General features: G+C 61.8%; 15 protein-coding genes. 6 read left to right on the forward strand and 9 right to left on the reverse strand.

Annotated elements, in window-relative coordinates; genetic code table 11:
* Positions 1-12 precede the first annotated feature (12 nt).
* The 3 genes from ACW9IN_RS15280 to ACW9IN_RS15290 form a co-directional block, all read right to left on the reverse strand.
* Positions 13-972 (reverse strand): YbgA family protein, encoded by a 960-nt coding sequence (locus tag ACW9IN_RS15280; protein WP_457366671.1) that lies wholly within the window; start codon positions 970-972, stop codon positions 13-15.
* A 111-nt stretch (positions 973-1,083) separates the two neighbouring features.
* Positions 1,084-1,299, reverse strand: coding sequence for a TIGR02450 family Trp-rich protein (locus ACW9IN_RS15285; protein ID WP_457366672.1), 216 nt, complete (start codon positions 1,297-1,299; stop codon positions 1,084-1,086).
* Complete coding sequence (locus ACW9IN_RS15290) at positions 1,296-2,282, reverse strand: NAD(P)/FAD-dependent oxidoreductase (protein WP_457366673.1); 987 nt, start codon at positions 2,280-2,282, stop codon at positions 1,296-1,298. The genes ACW9IN_RS15285 and ACW9IN_RS15290 overlap by 4 nt, the downstream gene beginning before the upstream one ends.
* A 214-nt stretch (positions 2,283-2,496) precedes the next feature.
* Between ACW9IN_RS15290 and ACW9IN_RS15295 the strand changes: the two genes are divergently transcribed.
* Complete coding sequence (locus ACW9IN_RS15295; RefSeq protein ID WP_457366674.1) at positions 2,497-3,396, forward strand: TIGR01777 family oxidoreductase; 900 nt, start codon at positions 2,497-2,499, stop codon at positions 3,394-3,396.
* A gap of 14 nt (positions 3,397-3,410) precedes the next feature.
* Positions 3,411-4,433 (forward strand): ferrochelatase, encoded by a 1,023-nt coding sequence (gene hemH, locus ACW9IN_RS15300; protein ID WP_457366675.1) that lies wholly within the window; start codon positions 3,411-3,413, stop codon positions 4,431-4,433.
* Between the two features lie 7 nt (positions 4,434-4,440).
* On the opposite strand, the gene ACW9IN_RS15305 is transcribed toward hemH, so the two are convergent.
* From ACW9IN_RS15305 to algW, 3 genes are all read right to left on the reverse strand, one after another.
* On the reverse strand, positions 4,441-5,160 hold the full coding sequence (locus ACW9IN_RS15305; protein ID WP_457366676.1) for a DUF4198 domain-containing protein: 720 nt from the start codon (positions 5,158-5,160) through the stop codon (positions 4,441-4,443).
* A gap of 12 nt (positions 5,161-5,172) precedes the next feature.
* Positions 5,173-7,266: a TonB-dependent siderophore receptor gene (locus ACW9IN_RS15310; RefSeq protein WP_457366677.1), complete on the reverse strand. Its 2,094-nt coding sequence runs from the start codon at positions 7,264-7,266 to the stop codon at positions 5,173-5,175.
* Between the two features lie 111 nt (positions 7,267-7,377).
* Positions 7,378-8,532 (reverse strand): Do family serine endopeptidase AlgW, encoded by a 1,155-nt coding sequence (algW, locus tag ACW9IN_RS15315; protein WP_457366678.1) that lies wholly within the window; start codon positions 8,530-8,532, stop codon positions 7,378-7,380.
* A gap of 102 nt (positions 8,533-8,634) precedes the next feature.
* On the opposite strand from algW, the gene ACW9IN_RS15320 reads away from it, so the two are divergent.
* The 3 genes from ACW9IN_RS15320 to cysN all read left to right on the forward strand — a co-directional run bounded on the left by ACW9IN_RS15320 (position 8,635) and on the right by cysN (position 12,434).
* Positions 8,635-9,393, forward strand: coding sequence for a Nif3-like dinuclear metal center hexameric protein (locus ACW9IN_RS15320; RefSeq protein ID WP_457366679.1), 759 nt, complete (start codon positions 8,635-8,637; stop codon positions 9,391-9,393).
* Between the two features lie 211 nt (positions 9,394-9,604).
* Positions 9,605-10,522, forward strand: coding sequence for a sulfate adenylyltransferase subunit CysD (gene cysD, locus ACW9IN_RS15325; protein ID WP_005784641.1), 918 nt, complete (start codon positions 9,605-9,607; stop codon positions 10,520-10,522).
* Positions 10,523-10,535: 13 nt separating this feature from the next.
* Positions 10,536-12,434 carry a sulfate adenylyltransferase subunit CysN gene (gene cysN, locus ACW9IN_RS15330; protein ID WP_457366680.1) on the forward strand — a complete coding sequence of 633 codons (1,899 nt, stop codon included), beginning with the start codon at positions 10,536-10,538 and terminating at the stop codon, positions 12,432-12,434.
* A gap of 111 nt (positions 12,435-12,545) precedes the next feature.
* Here the strand turns inward: cysN and ACW9IN_RS15335 are convergent, their stop codons facing one another.
* The 3 genes from ACW9IN_RS15335 to ACW9IN_RS15345 all read right to left on the reverse strand — a co-directional run bounded on the left by ACW9IN_RS15335 (position 12,546) and on the right by ACW9IN_RS15345 (position 15,916).
* Positions 12,546-13,445: an acyltransferase gene (locus ACW9IN_RS15335; RefSeq protein WP_457366681.1), complete on the reverse strand. Its 900-nt coding sequence runs from the start codon at positions 13,443-13,445 to the stop codon at positions 12,546-12,548.
* Positions 13,446-15,545, reverse strand: a complete 2,100-nt coding sequence (gene pta, locus ACW9IN_RS15340; RefSeq protein WP_457366682.1) for a phosphate acetyltransferase — start codon at positions 15,543-15,545, stop codon at positions 13,446-13,448. It lies immediately after the preceding gene.
* An 80-nt stretch (positions 15,546-15,625) separates the two neighbouring features.
* Positions 15,626-15,916 carry a DUF3565 domain-containing protein gene (locus tag ACW9IN_RS15345; RefSeq protein WP_457366688.1) on the reverse strand — a complete coding sequence of 97 codons (291 nt, stop codon included), beginning with the start codon at positions 15,914-15,916 and terminating at the stop codon, positions 15,626-15,628.
* On the opposite strand from ACW9IN_RS15345, the gene ACW9IN_RS15350 reads away from it, so the two are divergent.
* Positions 15,915-16,400 (forward strand): FKBP-type peptidyl-prolyl cis-trans isomerase, encoded by a 486-nt coding sequence (locus ACW9IN_RS15350; RefSeq protein ID WP_457366683.1) that lies wholly within the window; start codon positions 15,915-15,917, stop codon positions 16,398-16,400. The two genes, ACW9IN_RS15345 and ACW9IN_RS15350, sit on opposite strands and share 2 nt — an antisense overlap.
* The last annotated feature ends 138 nt before the right edge of the window (positions 16,401-16,538 follow it).

Below are 16,538 nucleotides of genomic sequence, written 5' to 3' on the forward strand. Positions count from 1 at the left end.
GCTTCTCATGGGTTATATCGCATTGCGCAGGCTGAGGTTTTCCGGGTGCGGTTGCAGGTAGGCCTGCTGTGCGATGTAGCGGTCCGGGTGTTGGCGAAAGTGGTGCTTGAGCAGGGTTAGCGGCACCACCAGCGGCACGATGCCGTGGCGGTATTGGCCGATGACGGTCTGCATTTCCCGTTTGTCGTCGGCGCTGATGGCCTGTTTGAGGTAGCCGCTGATGTGAAGCAGCACATTGGTGTGGGTGCCTCGGGTGGCGCATTTTTTCAGGCCGCTCATCAGCTCGCTGAAGTAGCCGGCGGCGAGGGTTTCCAGATCGGTGTCCCGGGTCATGCTGCCCAGCCGGTGGCCCAGGCTTTTGTAATGCGCCGGGCTGTGCGCCATCAGCAGGTATTTGTAGCGCGCATGAAAGGCCAGCAGGCGGTGACGGCTCAGGCCGTCCGCCAGCAGTTGTTGCCAGCTGGCGTACACGAAAACACGGGTCAGGAAGTTCTCCCGCAATACCGGGTCGTGCAACCGACCGTCTTCTTCCACCGGCAGGTTTGGGTGGCGCGCGCAGAACGCCTGGGCGTAGATGCCGCGACCGCCGCCGTCCACCGGGGTGCCGTTGTCGCGGTATACCTTGACCCGTTCCAGGCCGCAGGAGGGCGACTTCTGCATAAAGATGTAGCCGCACAGGTCGGTGTGTTCCTGGGCCATCTGTTGGCCGTAGTCATCCAGTGGCTGGGTCACGTTCAACTCACGGTGCACGGTGCCTACGGCCTGTGGCTGTGCAGGGTCGCCCATCAGGCGGATCGGCTCGCGCGGGATGCCCAGGCCGATGGCGACTTCGGGGCACAATGGCACGAAGTCAAAATAGTCAGCCAGCGTCTGGCTGCATAACAGCGATTGTTTATGCCCGCCGTTGAAGCGCACGTTCTCGCCCAATAAGCAGGCGCTGACGGCGATTTTTGGTTTGACGGTGCCGGACATAAGCAAACCTCTGCAAGATTCCTGTACAAAATTCAAGCTTGTACAACTAGATCTCATCATAGGTTTGATGCTGTACAAGTCAAATTCTTTGTACAACTTTTTACCGGCGGCCTATTTCCAGCCGATGCGCCAGTCTTCGGCGTTCTGCAGGGTTTGCCAGGGCAGGCGTTCGGCGCGGCGGGTCATGACGGCTTGCAACTCGATGTCCAGCACGGTGCCTTCGTCATCGCGAAACAGTTCGGTGACCAGAAAGTGTTTTTCCCGATGCTGCGGGCGTGCCGCTGTCCACTTCGACAGCAGCAGTTTGGCGGGGTTGATGCGGTTCATTGAAGGTGTTCGATCAAGCGTCGTGCAGCCTCCTGGCCGCTGAGCCAAGCGCCTTCCACCCGGCCCGAGAGGCACCAGTCGCCACACACGTAGAGGCCCAGGTCGGCATCGGCCAGCACGCCGAACTCATGGCTGGCGGACGGTCGTGCGTAGAGCCAGCGGTGCGCCAGGCTGAACGACGGCGCAGGCATGGCGCTGTGCAGCAGTTCGGCGAAGGCACCGTGCAAGTGTTCGATCACGGCTTCTTTCGACAAGTCCAGGTGGGCCTTGCTCCAGGCGCTGGTGGCGTGCAGTACCCAGGTGTCGAGGGTGGTGTCGCGCCCGGGTTTGCTGCGGTTGCGCGCCAGCCAGTCAAGGGGACTGTCTTGCACGAAGCAGCCTTGCATCGGGGTATCCAGCGGTTTGTCGAAGGCCAGGGCGATGGCCCAGGTCGGTTCCATTTTCACGCCGGCGGCGGCGCTTGCCAGCTTGGGCGCCGCGGCCAGCAGGGCGGTAGCCTGGGGCGCGGGCGTCGCAATGATGACGTGGCTGAATGGACCGTGACTGCCGCCGTCGGCGTCGAGCAGGTTCCAGTGCTGCTTGCCCTGGAACACTTCGGTGATGCGGCAGCCGAACGCCACGGGCAGGTCGTCGAGCAGCGCGCGGGTGATAGCGCTCATGCGGGGTGTGCCGACCCAGCGGACCTGTTCATCGGGGGAGGGGGTGAGTTGGCCGGATTTGAAGTTGTACAGCTGGGGCTTCCACTGTTCGGCCCAGCCGTTGCTCTGCCAGCGTTGCACTTCGTTGACGAAGCGCCGGTCGCGGGCGGTGAAGTACTGGGCGCCCATGTCCAGTGAGCCGGCATCGCTGCGCTTGCTGGACATGCGACCACCGCTGCCGCGGCTTTTATCGAAGAGTTGTACGACGTGCCCCGCGTCTCGTAACGCTCGGGCGGCGGAGAGACCGGCGATGCCGGTGCCGATGATCGCGATGGGAACAGTCATGGGAGGCCTCGTTTTACCGTTGGGTACAGACTACGCCGACACCAATAGCTGTACAATATTGTTTTTTGGTATAAGTTTTGGCTTACCTGTTCTTACGGCGTGACCTATGGTTAAAGCTCAAGGCTTAAACCTGCGTGACGCCCGAGTAACAAAATGATCCCTGCTTATAAAATAGACCAGTGATCGGCGGCGAACGTTACATGAGGAGGGTCCCATGCATATTTTGCTGACCGGCGGTACTGGCTTGATCGGCCGCCAACTCTGCCGACACTGGCTCGCCCAGGGCCATCGCCTGACGGTATGGAGCCGCCATCCGCACACCGTGGCCAGTCTCTGCGGTGCTCAGGTGGCCGGTGTTGAACATCTGCAAGCAGTGACCGACCCGGTGGATGCGGTGGTCAACCTGGCCGGTGCGCCCATCGCCGACCGCCCCTGGACCCACAAGCGCAAGGCGTTGCTCTGGAGCAGCCGCATCAGTTTGACCGAAACCGTGCTGGCGTGGCTTGAGAGTCTGGAACACAAACCATCCGTGCTGATTTCCGGTTCGGCGGTAGGCTGGTACGGCGATGGCGGCGAGCGTGAATTGACCGAAGCCAGCGGCCCGGTGCTGGACGATTTCCCAAGCCAGCTCTGTATTGCCTGGGAAGAGACCGCCCAACGCGCCGAAGCCTTGGGTATCCGCGTGGTGTTGGTGCGTACCGGCCTGGTGCTGGCGGCGCAGGGCGGCTTTTTGTCGCGGCTGTTGTTGCCATTCAAGCTGGCGCTGGGCGGGCCTATCGGCAATGGTCGGCAGTGGATGCCGTGGGTGCATATCGATGATCAAATCGCCCTGATTGATTTTCTTCTGCACAAGGCGGATGCCAGTGGTCCTTATAATGCCTGCGCGCCGCACCCGGTGCGCAATCGCGAGTTTGCCAAGACGTTGGGCCAGGTGCTGCACCGCCCGGCGTTCATGCCGATGCCGGCCTTTGCGTTGAAGCTGGGGTTGGGCGAGCTGTCCGGGTTACTGCTGGGCGGCCAGAAGGCGGTTCCCGAACGCTTGCTGGCTGCCGGTTTCACGTTCCGGTTCATTGAGTTGCGTGCGGCCTTGGACGACTTGTCCAGCCGCCTCTAGAGATAGGATGTTGCATGACGGATCACGCGTTGTTACTGATCAACCTCGGCTCGCCGACCTCGACCTCGGTGGCTGATGTACGCCGCTACCTCAATCAGTTTCTGATGGACCCTTATGTGATCGACCTGCCCTGGCCGGTGCGACGCTTGCTGGTGTCGCTGATCCTGATCAAGCGTCCCGAACAGTCGGCGCGTGCCTACGCCTCGATCTGGTGGGATGAGGGCTCGCCGCTGGTGGTGCTCAGTCGCCGCTTGCAACAGCAAATGACCGCGCAATGGCGCCAAGGTCCCGTGGAGTTGGCCATGCGCTACGGCGAACCGTCCATCGAAAGCGTGCTGACCCGTCTGGCGGGTCAGGGCATCCGCAAAGTGACTCTGGCGCCGCTGTACCCGCAGTTTGCCGACAGCACCGTGACCACCGTGGTGGAAGAGGCGCGGCGCGTGGTGCGCGACCATAAACTCGACCTGCAATTTGCCACCCTGCAACCCTTCTACGACCAACCCGAATACCTCGACGCGCTGGTAGCCAGTGCAAAACCGCACTTGCAGCAGAACTACGATCACCTGCTGTTCAGCTTCCATGGTTTGCCGGAGCGGCACCTGAAAAAACTCAACCCGGGACATACCTTCGATGGGGCTACCGATTGCTGCGCGAACGCGTCGCCCGAAGTGCGCGCCACCTGCTATCGCGGGCAATGCTTCAGCGTGGCACGGGCGTTTGCCGCCCGTATGGGGTTGCCGGAGGATAAGTGGTCGGTGGCTTTCCAGTCGCGGCTGGGCCGGGCCAAGTGGATCGAGCCTTACACCGAAGCGCGTCTGGATGCCTTGGCCCGTGAGGGTGTGAAAAAGCTGCTGGTGATGTGCCCGGCGTTTGTTGCCGATTGCATCGAGACGCTGGAAGAGATCGGCGATCGGGGTCTGGAGCAGTTCCGCGAAGCCGGCGGTGAGGAGTTGGTGCTGGTGCCGTGCCTCAATGATGATCCGCAGTGGGCAGCGGCGCTCAACACGCTGTGTGAACGAGCGCCGTCTGACCGTTAGGGTTCGGTCATTCGTGGTGGGGTTCGCCGAGGAAGGTCAGCGAGGTGAACAGCCCCTCGGTGGCCACATCGGCGTTGCCCTTGAGCGGTACCTCTACCTGCGCGGCAATCACGTTCAGCCCTTCATTGCGTACCACCACCTGGGCACGGCCGTCCTTGTCGGTCTCGGTGCTCAGGGTATTGGGGGCGTTGCGGTAGTCGCCAATCAACTTGACGCCGGCGGCCGGTTGGCCGTTGAGCAGCACCCGTACCGGTAGCGACTGGCCCGGGCCGACGGTCAGCGGGTCGGCTTCCGGCAGGATCAGCAGCTTGATCTGCTTCAACGCCGGCAGTTTGGCCCCCGGCTCATAAATCGCCAGGCTGTATTTGAAGGTCTGTATCGATTCGATCGCTCCCGGCACCTGGGTGCGTCCCTGATTGATCCATTTTTTATCCGCAGTCTGCGACCACATGCCGTTGTCGAGTGCTACCGCCAGCACTGCGGGCGACTTGAGGGGCTTTAGGCGCGCGTGGTCGGCCAGGCGCTCCACGGTGACCGGGACCATCTTGCCGCCGACGTCATACGCCCAGGCGCCGCTGATTTTCTGGGCCTTGAAGGCATTGTCTTCGGCACCGTGGCCGTAGATCACTTCGATATTGCCGCGACGCTGTTCGGTCCACAGGCCGTGGGCCGAGGCTTGAGTGGCGAACAGCAGGCCGATCAGGGCCAGGGGGGCGAGGGTGCGCATGGGGGTGTCCTTTTACAGGTTGAGGGTCAGGCTGACGGTGAAATTGCGCGGCTCACCGGGGTTGACCCAGTAATTGCTGTAGGAGCGCTCGTAGTACTTTTCATCGAACAGATTATTCAGGTTCAAGCCCACGGTGATGTCCGGGGTGGCCTTGTAGTGGGCGAGCAGGTCGACGGTGTGATACGCGGGCAGTTCAAATTGGCTGCCGGCTTCACCGGAGCGATCGCCCACGTAGGTCAGCGCAGCGCCCAGGTCTGAGCCGCGCAATGCGCCGTCCTGGAACTCATACACACCGAGCAGGCTGGCGCTGCGTTTGGCCACGCCGAGGATCCGGCTGCCGGCGGGGATGGCCTTATCGCCCTTGGTGACTTCGGCGTCGATGTATGCGAATGCGCCGATCACCCGCACTGCATCGCTCACCTGACCGGTCAACTGCAGGTCCAGGCCTTGGCTGCGCGCCTTGCCGATGGCGCGGTTGGTATTGGTGGCGGGATCGAGGGTCAGCACGTTTTCCTTTTCGATATGGAACGCGGCGAGCGTGGTGCTGAGACGGTCGTCGAACAGCTCGCTCTTGATCCCCACTTCAAAGCCCGTGCCTTCTTCCGGCTTGAAGGATTTGCCGGCGGCGTCCAGCCCGTTGTTGGGCTTGAACGAAGTGGAGGCGTTGGCGAACACCCCGACTTCTGGCGTGAGCTGGTAGAGCAGGCCGACGCGCTGGGTGAGGGCGTCGTGGGTTTGTCGGCTCTTGGCGTGGTTGCGGGTGAAGTCGTCGGTGCTTTGCTCGAAGTGCTCGAAGCGTGCGCCGAGCATGCCGCGCAGGCGGTCGGTGAAGACGATCTGGTCTTGCAGGTTCAGCGCATGGCTTTTGGTCTGCTCGTAAAAATCGGTGCCGGAGCGGGCGCCGTTGGGTTTGGGTTGGCCGTAGACCGGGTTGTAGATGTCGATGGCGTAGGGGCTGCCGGCGATGGCTGTTACCCGTTCCTTCTTGCGGTAGTCCTCGTATTCGGTGCCGATCAGCAGTTCGTGCTGCCAACTGCCGATGTCGAACAGGCCGCGCAGTTCCACCTGGGTAATGCTGTCGTGCCAGCCGGTGGAGCGCTCGCGGTAGCGGCGGCTGAGGGTGTGACCGTCGCTATTCAGTGCGCGGTTTTCCGAGGCGTCACCCCACAGGCTGCCTTGTTTGTAGTGGCTGGCCAGGCGCAGTTTCCAGGCGTCGTTGAGGTGGTGCTCAAGGGTGGCTTGCAGACGGTTGTTGTGGTTGGCGATGTCGCCATCGTTGGGCTCGCCGAGGAAGGTTGAGCGTGAGAGTCCGGGGGCATCCACGATGCCGCGGTCGAAAGTGGAGCGATGGCGTACGAATTCGCTTTCCACCAGCAGGTTGGTGTCCGGATCGAGTTGCCAGCTGAAGGACGGCGCGACGAATACGCGCTTGGCATCTACGTGATCGCGGAAGCTGTGGTTGTCTTCCACCGCCAGGTTGACCCGCGACAGCACGCGGCCTTCGGCATCCAGGGGCGTATTCACATCCAGGGCGGTGCGATAGCGGTCCCAACTGCCGGCACTGGTTTGCAGGGTGGCGAAGGCGTCGGGCTGGGGTTTCTTGGTGACGATGTTCACGGTGCCGCCGGGATCGCCACGTCCGTAGAGGCTGGCGGCGGGGCCCTTGAGCACTTCGATGCGTTCGATATTGGCTGCGTCCGGGGTGCTGGGATAGCCGCGATTGGCGCTGAAACCGTCCTGGTAGAACTCCGAGGTGGTGAAGCCGCGCACGCTGTATTCGTAGAGGGTCAGGCCGCCGAAGTTGTTCTGTTTGGACACGCCGCCGGCAAATTCCAGGGCACGCTCTACATTCGTGCTGCCCAGGTCTTTGAGCACCGTGGCGGGAATCACGCTGATGGACTGGGGGATGTCACGAAGGGCGGTGTCGGTTTTTGTCGCGCTGGCGGAGCGGGTGGCGCGATAGCCCTGGACCGGGCCTGTCGCGGATTCGTAAGCGTCGGTGGTGACGCTGATGGTGTCCAGTTCGACGGTGTCGTCGGCGTATGCCGGGTCCAGCAACAAACCCAGGGCCAACCCGGCCAGTGGGGCAATTCTTCGAGACGGCATGGTAGAGCGTTCCAATATCTATATTGAAACAATATAACATGCCTATTGAGAATGGATTCGTTTTGAAACATGTGCTTACAGGTACCCGCGAACGGGTACCTGGGCCAGGTTTTACTGTTCTTCTTTGATCGGCGCAGGCGGTGGACGCAGGCCGACCTCCGCCAGCAGCTTGATCTCCTTGCCGTTGCGCATCACCTGGATCGCCACCTTGTCGGTCGGCTTGATCCGCGCCACCTGGTTCATCGATCGGCGACCATCGCCCGCCGGCTCGCCGTCGATGCTGAGAATAACGTCGCCCAGTTGCAGACCGGCTTTCTGCGCCGGGCCGTCACGGAAGATCCCGGCCACCACGATGCCTGGGCGCCCGGTCAGGCCAAACGACTCGGCCAGTTCCTTGGTCAACGGCTGTACTTCGATGCCCAGCCAGCCGCGAATCACCTGGCCGTGTTCGATGATCGACTTCATCACCTCCGTCGCCAGCTTGACCGGGATCGCAAAGCCGATGCCCTGAGAGCCGCCGGACTTGGAGAAAATCGCCGTATTGATGCCGGTCAGGTTGCCATTGGCATCCACCAGCGCCCCGCCGGAGTTGCCAGGGTTGATCGCTGCGTCGGTCTGGATGAAGTCTTCGTAGCTGTTCAGGCCCAACTGGTTGCGTCCGGTGGCACTGATGATGCCCATGGTGACTGTCTGACCGACGCCGAACGGGTTGCCGATGGCCAGTGCCACGTCGCCTACGCGCAGCCCTTCGGATCGGCCAATGGTGATCGATGGCAAGCTTTTGAGGTCGATCTTGAGCACCGCCAAGTCGGTTTCCGGGTCGCTGCCCACCACGCGGGCCAGGGTTTCGCGGCCGTCGCGCAAGGCCACGACAATCTGGTCGGCGCCGCTGGTCACGTGGTTGTTGGTGAGGATGTAGCCTTCAGGGCTCATGATCACGCCCGAGCCGAGGCTGGATTCCATACGGCGCTGCTTGGGTGAATTGTCACCGAAGAAGCGGCGGAACTGCGGGTCTTCGAACAGCGGGTGGGCCGGCTTATTGATCACCTTGGTGGTGTACAGGTTGACCACGGCGGGGGCCGCGATGGTGACGGCGTCTGCGTAGGTCACCGGGCCCTGCACCACCGCGCTGGTCTGCGGGGCCTGTTGCAGGTTCACATCGAGGCTCGGCAAGCCTACAAACTCGGGGAAGCGCTGAATGATCAACATCGCGATCAGCACGCCAGCCAACAATGGCCATCCAAAAAAACGCAGCGCCTTGAGCATCAAGTAAGTCCTGACAGGTTGCAGGGGGCGCAAGAGCGCCCATAATGTCGCGCATTATACGAGGCCGCGAGCGCCTCGGAACGGGATATTTAGGAGTCTTTCATGGCTGTCCCCCTTAGCACCCTCGTCGAGGAAGCGGACCGCTACCTCGCCAGCGCCAAAATCGCCGACTACTGCCCCAACGGCCTGCAAGTCGAGGGGCGCCCGCAAGTGACGCGCATCGTCAGTGGCGTGACCGCCAGCCAGGCGCTGCTCGACGCTGCCGTCGAGGCCCAGGCCGACCTGATCCTGGTGCACCACGGTTACTTCTGGAAGGGTGAGAACCCCTGCATCACCGGCATGAAACAACGCCGCCTGAAGACCTTGCTCAAGCACGATATCAGCCTGCTGGCCTACCATCTGCCCCTGGACCTGCACCCCGACGTCGGCAACAACGTGCAACTGGCTCGCCAGCTGGACATCACCGTCGAGGGCCCGCTGGACCCGAGCAACCCCAAAATCGTCGGCCTGGTCGGCTCCCTCGCCGAGCCCTTGTCGCCCCGTGACTTTGCACGACGCGTGCAAGAAGTCATGGGGCGTGAGCCGCTGTTGATCGAAGGCAGTGAGATGATCCGGCGCGTCGGTTGGTGCACGGGTGGCGGCCAGGGTTACATCGACCAGGCGATCGCGGCCGGTGTCGACCTGTACCTGAGCGGCGAAGCCTCCGAGCAGACGTTCCACAGCGCGCGGGAAAACGACATCAGCTTCATCGCTGCCGGCCACCACGCCACCGAGCGTTACGGCGTACAGGCACTGGGCGATTACCTGGCGCGGCGTTTTGCGCTGGAGCATTTGTTCATCGATTGCCCGAATCCGATCTGATCCTCGCTGCCGGACAACAATGTGGCAGGCTTGTGTGGGAGCAGGCAAGCCAGCTCCCACCCTTGACCGCGTTTCGGCCCAAACTGAGGGGCATATTCATATATCGTTTCGATCTAGTAGGCTCCCTGAATAGAAGAAGGTGCTGTGCTAGCATGCCCCGCTCGAACACGGCCCGTTGGCCGTCCATAAGATCGTTTTTCCGTGAGTAGCCATGGTCGACAAACTGACGCATCTGAAACAGCTGGAGGCGGAAAGCATCCACATCATCCGCGAGGTCGCCGCCGAGTTCGACAACCCGGTGATGCTCTACTCGATCGGTAAAGACTCGGCCGTGATGCTGCACCTGGCGCGCAAGGCCTTTTTTCCGGGCAAGCTGCCGTTCCCGGTGATGCACGTCGACACCCGCTGGAAATTCCAGGAGATGTACAAGTTCCGCGACAAGATGGTCGAAGAGCTGGGCCTGGACCTGATCACCCACGTCAACCCGGACGGCGTGGCGCAGGGCATCAACCCGTTCACCCATGGCAGCGCCAAGCACACCGACATCATGAAGACAGAAGGCCTCAAGCAGGCCCTGGACAAGCATGGTTTCGACGCAGCGTTCGGCGGTGCCCGTCGCGATGAAGAGAAATCCCGCGCCAAGGAGCGCGTTTACTCGTTCCGCGACAGCAAGCACCGCTGGGACCCGAAGAACCAGCGCCCCGAGCTGTGGAACGTCTACAACGGCAACGTCAACAAGGGCGAGTCGATCCGCGTGTTCCCGCTGTCCAACTGGACCGAGCTGGACATCTGGCAGTACATCTACCTGGAAGGCATCCCCATCGTGCCTCTGTACTTCGCCGCCGAGCGCGAAGTGATCGAGAAGAACGGCACGTTGATCATGATCGACGACGATCGCATCCTCGAGCATTTGTCCGACGAGGACAAAGCCCGGATCGTCAAAAAGAAAGTCCGTTTCCGTACCCTTGGCTGCTACCCATTGACGGGCGCGGTGGAGTCCGAAGCCGAGACGCTGACGGACATCATTCAGGAAATGCTCCTGACGCGAACTTCCGAGCGCCAGGGCCGTGTCATCGACCACGATGGCGCAGGCTCGATGGAAGATAAAAAACGTCAGGGTTATTTCTAAGGGGCTGTCACCAATGTCGCATCAATCCGATTTGATCAGCGAGGACATCCTCGCCTACCTTGGCCAGCACGAGCGCAAGGAAATGCTGCGCTTCCTGACCTGCGGCAACGTCGACGACGGCAAGAGCACCCTGATCGGGCGCCTGCTGCACGACTCCAAGATGATCTACGAAGATCACCTGGAAGCCATCACCCGCGATTCGAAGAAAGTCGGCACCACCGGTGACGACATCGACCTGGCGTTGCTGGTCGACGGCCTGCAGGCCGAGCGTGAGCAGGGCATCACCATCGATGTCGCGTACCGCTACTTCTCCACCGCCAAACGCAAATTCATCATCGCCGACACCCCCGGCCATGAGCAGTACACCCGCAACATGGCCACCGGTGCGGCCACCTGTGACCTGGCGATCATCCTGATCGACGCCCGCTACGGCGTGCAGACCCAGACCCGTCGCCATAGCTATATCGCTTCGCTGCTGGGTATCAAGCACATCGTGGTGGCCGTCAACAAGATGGACATCAATGGCTTCGACCAGAGCGTATTCGAGTCGATCAAAGCCGATTACCTGAAATTCGCCGACGGTATCGCCTTCAAGCCGAGCACCCTGGCCTTTGTGCCGATGTCGGCGCTCAAGGGCGACAACGTGGTGAACAAGAGCGAGCGTTCGCCTTGGTACACCGGGCAGTCGCTGATGGAGATCCTCGAGACTGTCGAGATCGCCAACGACCGAAATTACGCCGACCTGCGCTTTCCGGTGCAATACGTCAACCGTCCGAACCTGAACTTCCGGGGTTTCGCCGGTACCTTGGCCAGTGGTGTGGTGCACAAGGGCGATGAAGTGGTGGTGTTGCCGTCGGGCAAGAGCAGCCGCGTCAAATCCATCGTCACCTTCGAGGGTGAGCTGGAGCACGCCGGTCCCGGCCAGGCCGTGACCCTGACCATGGAAGACGAGATCGACATCTCCCGCGGCGATCTGTTGGTGCATGCCGACAACGTACCGCAAGTGACCGATGGCTTCGACGCCATGCTGGTGTGGATGGCCGAAGAGCCGATGCTGCCGGGCAAGAAATACGACATCAAGCGCGCCACCAGCTACGTGCCGGGCTCCATCACCAGCATCGTGCACCGCGTTGACGTGAACACGCTGGAGCAAGGCCCGGCGAGCGCCCTGCAACTCAACGAGATCGGCCGGGTGAAGGTCAGTCTCGATGCGGCCATCGCTTTGGACGGTTACGAGAGCAACCGCACCACCGGCGCGTTCATCGTCATCGACCGTTTGACCAACGGTACCGTGGCGGCGGGCATGATCATAGCCCCGCCGGTCAGTCACGGCGGCGTGGCGCAGCACGGCAAATTGGCCCATGTGGCCACCGAGGAGCGTGCTTTGCGCTTCGGCCAACAACCGGCCACTGTGCTGTTCAGCGGCCTGTCGGGTGCAGGCAAGAGCACCTTGGCGTATGCCGTCGAGCGCAAGCTGTTCGACATGGGGCGTGCGGTGTTCGTACTGGATGGCCAGAACCTGCGTCACGACCTGAACAAGGGCTTGCCGCAGGACCGTGCCGGGCGTACCGAAAACTGGCGTCGTGCGGCCCATGTGGCGCGTCAGTTCAACGAAGCGGGCCTGCTGACCCTGGCCGCGTTTGTGGCGCCGGATGCCGAAGGCCGTGAACAGGCCAAGGCGCTGATCGGCAGCGACCGTCTGCTCACCGTTTACGTGCAGGCCTCGCCGCTGGTGTGCGCCGAGCGTGATCCGCAAGGTCTGTATGCCGCCGGTGGCGACAACATCCCGGGCGAGTCTTTCCCGTACGACGTGCCGTTGAATGCCGATCTGGTGATCGACACCCAGGCCCTGTCGCTGGAAGACAGCGTCAAGCAGGTGCTGGAGCTGTTGCGTCAGCGCGGCGCGATCTAAGCGTCACGCGCATAAAAAAGCCCGCCACCGATCACTCGGTGGCGGGTTTTTTACATTCTCAAGGTCGGACCCGGTCAATGTGGGAGCTGGCTTGCCTGCTCCCATATTTGATTACCTTTTGCCTGGGAATTGTGTGTGCAGCTTTTCCAGCAACTGATCCTTGTCTTCCCACAACCGGTTGATCCACCCCTGAAACGCCGTCCGGTACTCCCCATCCTGCTCATAATTCTTGCCAATGAATTCAGCGGGAATCTGCACCTCTTCAAACTGCACCACCACCTCCTTCACATTTCCGCACAGCAAATCCCAGTATCCCGGGCGCCCGGCAGGATAGTGGATGGTCACGTTCACCAGTGACTTCAACTGCTCACCCATGGCATCCAGCACGAACGCAATGCCACCGGCCTTGGGTTTGAGCAGGTAGCGAAACGGCGACTGCTGCTGGGCGTGTTTGCCGGCGGTAAATCGCGTGCCTTCGGCAAAGTTGAAAATGCCCACCGGGTTGTGGCGAAATTTCGCACAGGTTTTGCGGGTAGTTTCCAGATCCTTGCCTTTCTTCTCCGGGTGTTTCTCCAGGTACGCCTTGGTGTAGCGCTTCATGAACGGGAAACCCAGCGCCCACCAGGCCAGACCAATCACGGGCACCCAGATCAGTTCCTGCTTGAGGAAGAACTTGAGCGGGCGAATTCGGCGGTTCAGTACATATTGCAGCACCATGATGTCCACCCAGCTCTGGTGGTTGCTGGTCACCAGGTACGAATGCTGGTAATCCAGGCCCTCCAGGCCATTCAGGTGCCAACGGGTGCGCTGTACCAGGTTCATCCAACCCTTGTTGTTGGTCACCCAGGCTTCGTGGGTATGGTTCATCAGCCATTCGCTGAAGCGCTTGGCGAAGGGGAGCGCCTTGAACAGTGCCACGATGAACAGGAACGAACACAACAGGATCGTGTTCAGCGCCAACAGCAAGGACGCGATCACCCCGCGTACGGCAGCAGGTAGGAAAGCCAGCATTTAGTTATCCATCGGTCGGTTGGCGGCTTGGATCGCAGTCAGTGCGATGGTGTACACGATGTCATCGACCTGGGCGCCCCGTGGCAGGTCGTTCACCGGTTTGCGCAGGCCCTGGAGCATCGGCCCCAGGCTCACGCAGTCGGCGCTGCGCTGCACGGCTTTGTGGGTGGTGTTGCCGGTGTTCAGGTCCGGGAACACGAACACTGTTGCCTTGCCGGCCACCTGGCTGTTGGGGGCCAATTGTCGAGCCACGGTTTCGTTGGCGGCGGCGTCATATTGCAGGGGGCCGTCGATCAGCAGCGAGCGTTGCTGTTCGTGGGCGAGCAGGGTGGCTTCGCGGACTTTCTCCACTTCTTCGCCGCTGGCCGAGTCTCCGCTGGAATAACTGATCATCGCCACGCGCGGCGTAATGCCGAAGGCCGCTGCCGAGTCGGCGCTTTGCAGGGCGATTTCCGCCAGCTCCGCGGCGCTCGGGTGCGGGTTCATCACGCAGTCGCCGTACACCAGCACCTGTTCGGGGAACAACATGAAGAACACCGACGACACCAGGGTGCAGCCCGGCGCCGTTTTGATCAGTTGCAGGGCGGGGCGGATGGTGTTGGCGGTGGAGTGGATGACGCCCGACACCAGGCCGTCCACTTCGTCCAGCGCGAGCATCATGGTGGCGATCACCACGGTGTCTTCCAGTTGCTGCTCGGCCATCGGTGCGTTGAGGCTCTTGCTTTTGCGCAGGGCCACCATCGGTTCGACATAGCGTTGACGGATCAGGTCCGGGTCGAGAATCTCCAGGCCCTCGGGCAGTTCGATGCCTTGGGCGCGGGCCACGGCTTCCACATCCGCCGGCTTGGCCAGCAGTACGCAGCGGGCAATGCCCCGGGCCTGGCAGATGGCGGCGGCTTGCACGGTCAGCGGCTCGCTGCCTTCGGGCAGCACGATCCGTTTATTGGCGGCCTGGGCACGCTGAATCAACTGGTAACGGAACACCGCCGGCGACAGGCGCATCTCCCGTGGCGTGCCGCAGCGCTGGTGCAGCCAGCGTGCATCGAGGTGGCTGGCGACGAAATCCGTAATGATCTCGGCGCGCTCGCGGTCGTCGATGGGGATTTCTTTGTTCAGGCTGTTGAGCTGGTTGGCGGTGTCGTACGAGCCCGTGCTGACCGACAGCACCGGTAGCCCGGCCTGGAAGGCGCCACGGCACAGGTCCATGATGCGCGGGTCGGGCAGGGTGTCGCTGGTCAGTAGCAATCCGGCCAGGGGCACGCCGTTGATCGCCGCCAGGCTGACGGCCAGGATGATGTCGTCGCGATCACCGGGGGTCACTACCAGTACGCCGGGCTTTAGCAGCTCCACCGTGTTGCGCATGGTGCGGGCACAGATGATGATTTTGGTCATGCGCCGGCTTTCGTAGTCGCCGGCATTCAGAATCTGCGCGCCCATCAGGTCGGCCACGTCGCGGGTGCGTGGCGCGTTGAGTTCGGGTTGGTAGGGAATGCAGCCGAGCAGGCGGAAATCACCGCTGCGCAGTAACGGCGAGTGCTCCTTGAGGCGCGCCGAGAAGGCCTCCATGCTTTCGTCGGTGCGCACCTTGTTGAGGATCACACCGAGTACTTTCGGGTCTTTCGGGCCGCCGAACAATTGGGCCTGCAATTCCACGCGGCCGGAAAGCTCGGTGAGCACTTCGTTTTCCGGGGCGGACACCAGGATCACTTCCGCATCCAGGCTCTTGGCCAGGTGCAGGTTGACCCGTGCCGCATAGCTGGCATTGCGGGTTGGGACCATGCCTTCGACGATCAGCACGTCCTTGCCCACGGCTGCCTGTTGATACAGGGTGATGATCTCTTCGAGCAGCTCGTCGAGCTGACCATCACCCAGCATGCGTTCTACATGCGCCAGGCCCAATGGCTGGGGCGGCTTGAGGCCGTGGGTGCGCGCCACCAGCTCGGTTGAGCGCTCGGGGCCGGTGTCGCCGGGGTGCGGCTGGGCAATCGGTTTGAAGAAGCCGACTTTCAGTCCGGCCCGTTCAAGAGTACGCACCAGCCCGAGGCTGATGGAGGTCAGACCCACACCAAAATCGGTGGGCGCGATAAAAAAAGTCTGCATGCGGGTTCTCTGGAAGGTGCATGGCTTGGGTGGCGCCCTATGGCTGGGTGCCTACCGATGATCAGGCGTCAAGGTTATCGTTATTCGAGACCTTGCGCACACCAGCCGCACGTAAAGGGTTCGCCTATTTTTTCAAGGCGTTGCGCCGGGTCGTTGACCCAGGCCCGTGACTGCCAGGGCGGTTGGTGCCGCAGGTGTTGGGTGTGGCCGCAGGACAGCTCGACCACCCAGTGCCGTTCTTCGTCCTGATGGAATCCCGTGACCGTCGAGGCCTGGGTTCTGCCCCGTCTGTCCGGGTTCTGTTCGCTTTCGGGCAAATCCTTGTTTAGACTTGTCCGTTCTTCATTCTTATGCAAAAGGTCTCGCCCCATGCCGATCGCCGCCAACAAGGCTGTCTCCATTGACTATACCCTGACCAACGACGCTGGTGAGGTCATCGACAGCTCCGCCGGCGGCGCGCCGCTGGTTTACCTGCAAGGCGCAGGTAACATCATTCCGGGCCTGGAAAAGGCACTGGAAGGCAAGGATGTCGGTGACGAGCTGAAAGTCTCCATCGAGCCGGAAGATGCGTACGGCGAATACTCCGCAGAACTGGTCAGCACCCTGAGCCGCAGCATGTTCGAAGGTGTTGATGAACTGGAAGTGGGCATGCAGTTCCACGCTTCCGCGCCGGATGGCCAGATGCAGATCGTGACCATTCGTGATCTGGACGGCGACGACGTCACCGTTGACGGCAATCACCCGCTGGCCGGTCAGCGCCTGAACTTCCAGGTGAAGATCGTTGCTGTACGTGACGCCTCCCAGGAAGAAGTGGCTCACGGCCACATCCACGGTGAAGGTGGTCACCACCATTGATTGTGTTTTGATCAATCGGTAGCAAAAACGCCCCGACCTGTTCGGGGCGTTTTTTTTGCGCCTGAAAATACACCGCAATCCAAATGTGGGAGCGGGCTTGCCCGCGATGAGGGCGTGTCAGCCACGTTATTCAGTGCT

The organism is Pseudomonas sp. SDO5271_S396, from assembly GCF_054071795.1.

Coding starts and splice junctions, on each gene's coding strand:
- ACW9IN_RS15285 (WP_457366672.1), bottom strand. CDS start 1,299: ATGAACCGCATCAACCCCGCCAAACTGCTGCTGTCGAAGTGGACAGCG.
- hemH (WP_457366675.1), top strand. CDS start 3,411: ATGACGGATCACGCGTTGTTACTGATCAACCTCGGCTCGCCGACCTCG.
- ACW9IN_RS15290 (WP_457366673.1), bottom strand. CDS start 2,282: ATGACTGTTCCCATCGCGATCATCGGCACCGGCATCGCCGGTCTCTCC.
- ACW9IN_RS15320 (WP_457366679.1), top strand. CDS start 8,635: ATGGCTGTCCCCCTTAGCACCCTCGTCGAGGAAGCGGACCGCTACCTC.
- ACW9IN_RS15310 (WP_457366677.1), bottom strand. CDS start 7,266: ATGCCGTCTCGAAGAATTGCCCCACTGGCCGGGTTGGCCCTGGGTTTG.
- ACW9IN_RS15295 (WP_457366674.1), top strand. CDS start 2,497: ATGCATATTTTGCTGACCGGCGGTACTGGCTTGATCGGCCGCCAACTC.
- ACW9IN_RS15345 (WP_457366688.1), bottom strand. CDS start 15,916: ATGGGGCGAGACCTTTTGCATAAGAATGAAGAACGGACAAGTCTAAAC.
- ACW9IN_RS15305 (WP_457366676.1), bottom strand. CDS start 5,160: ATGCGCACCCTCGCCCCCCTGGCCCTGATCGGCCTGCTGTTCGCCACT.
- ACW9IN_RS15350 (WP_457366683.1), top strand. CDS start 15,915: ATGCCGATCGCCGCCAACAAGGCTGTCTCCATTGACTATACCCTGACC.
- ACW9IN_RS15335 (WP_457366681.1), bottom strand. CDS start 13,445: ATGCTGGCTTTCCTACCTGCTGCCGTACGCGGGGTGATCGCGTCCTTG.
- ACW9IN_RS15280 (WP_457366671.1), bottom strand. CDS start 972: ATGTCCGGCACCGTCAAACCAAAAATCGCCGTCAGCGCCTGCTTATTG.
- pta (WP_457366682.1), bottom strand. CDS start 15,545: ATGCAGACTTTTTTTATCGCGCCCACCGATTTTGGTGTGGGTCTGACC.
- cysD (WP_005784641.1), top strand. CDS start 9,605: ATGGTCGACAAACTGACGCATCTGAAACAGCTGGAGGCGGAAAGCATC.
- cysN (WP_457366680.1), top strand. CDS start 10,536: ATGTCGCATCAATCCGATTTGATCAGCGAGGACATCCTCGCCTACCTT.
- algW (WP_457366678.1), bottom strand. CDS start 8,532: ATGCTCAAGGCGCTGCGTTTTTTTGGATGGCCATTGTTGGCTGGCGTG.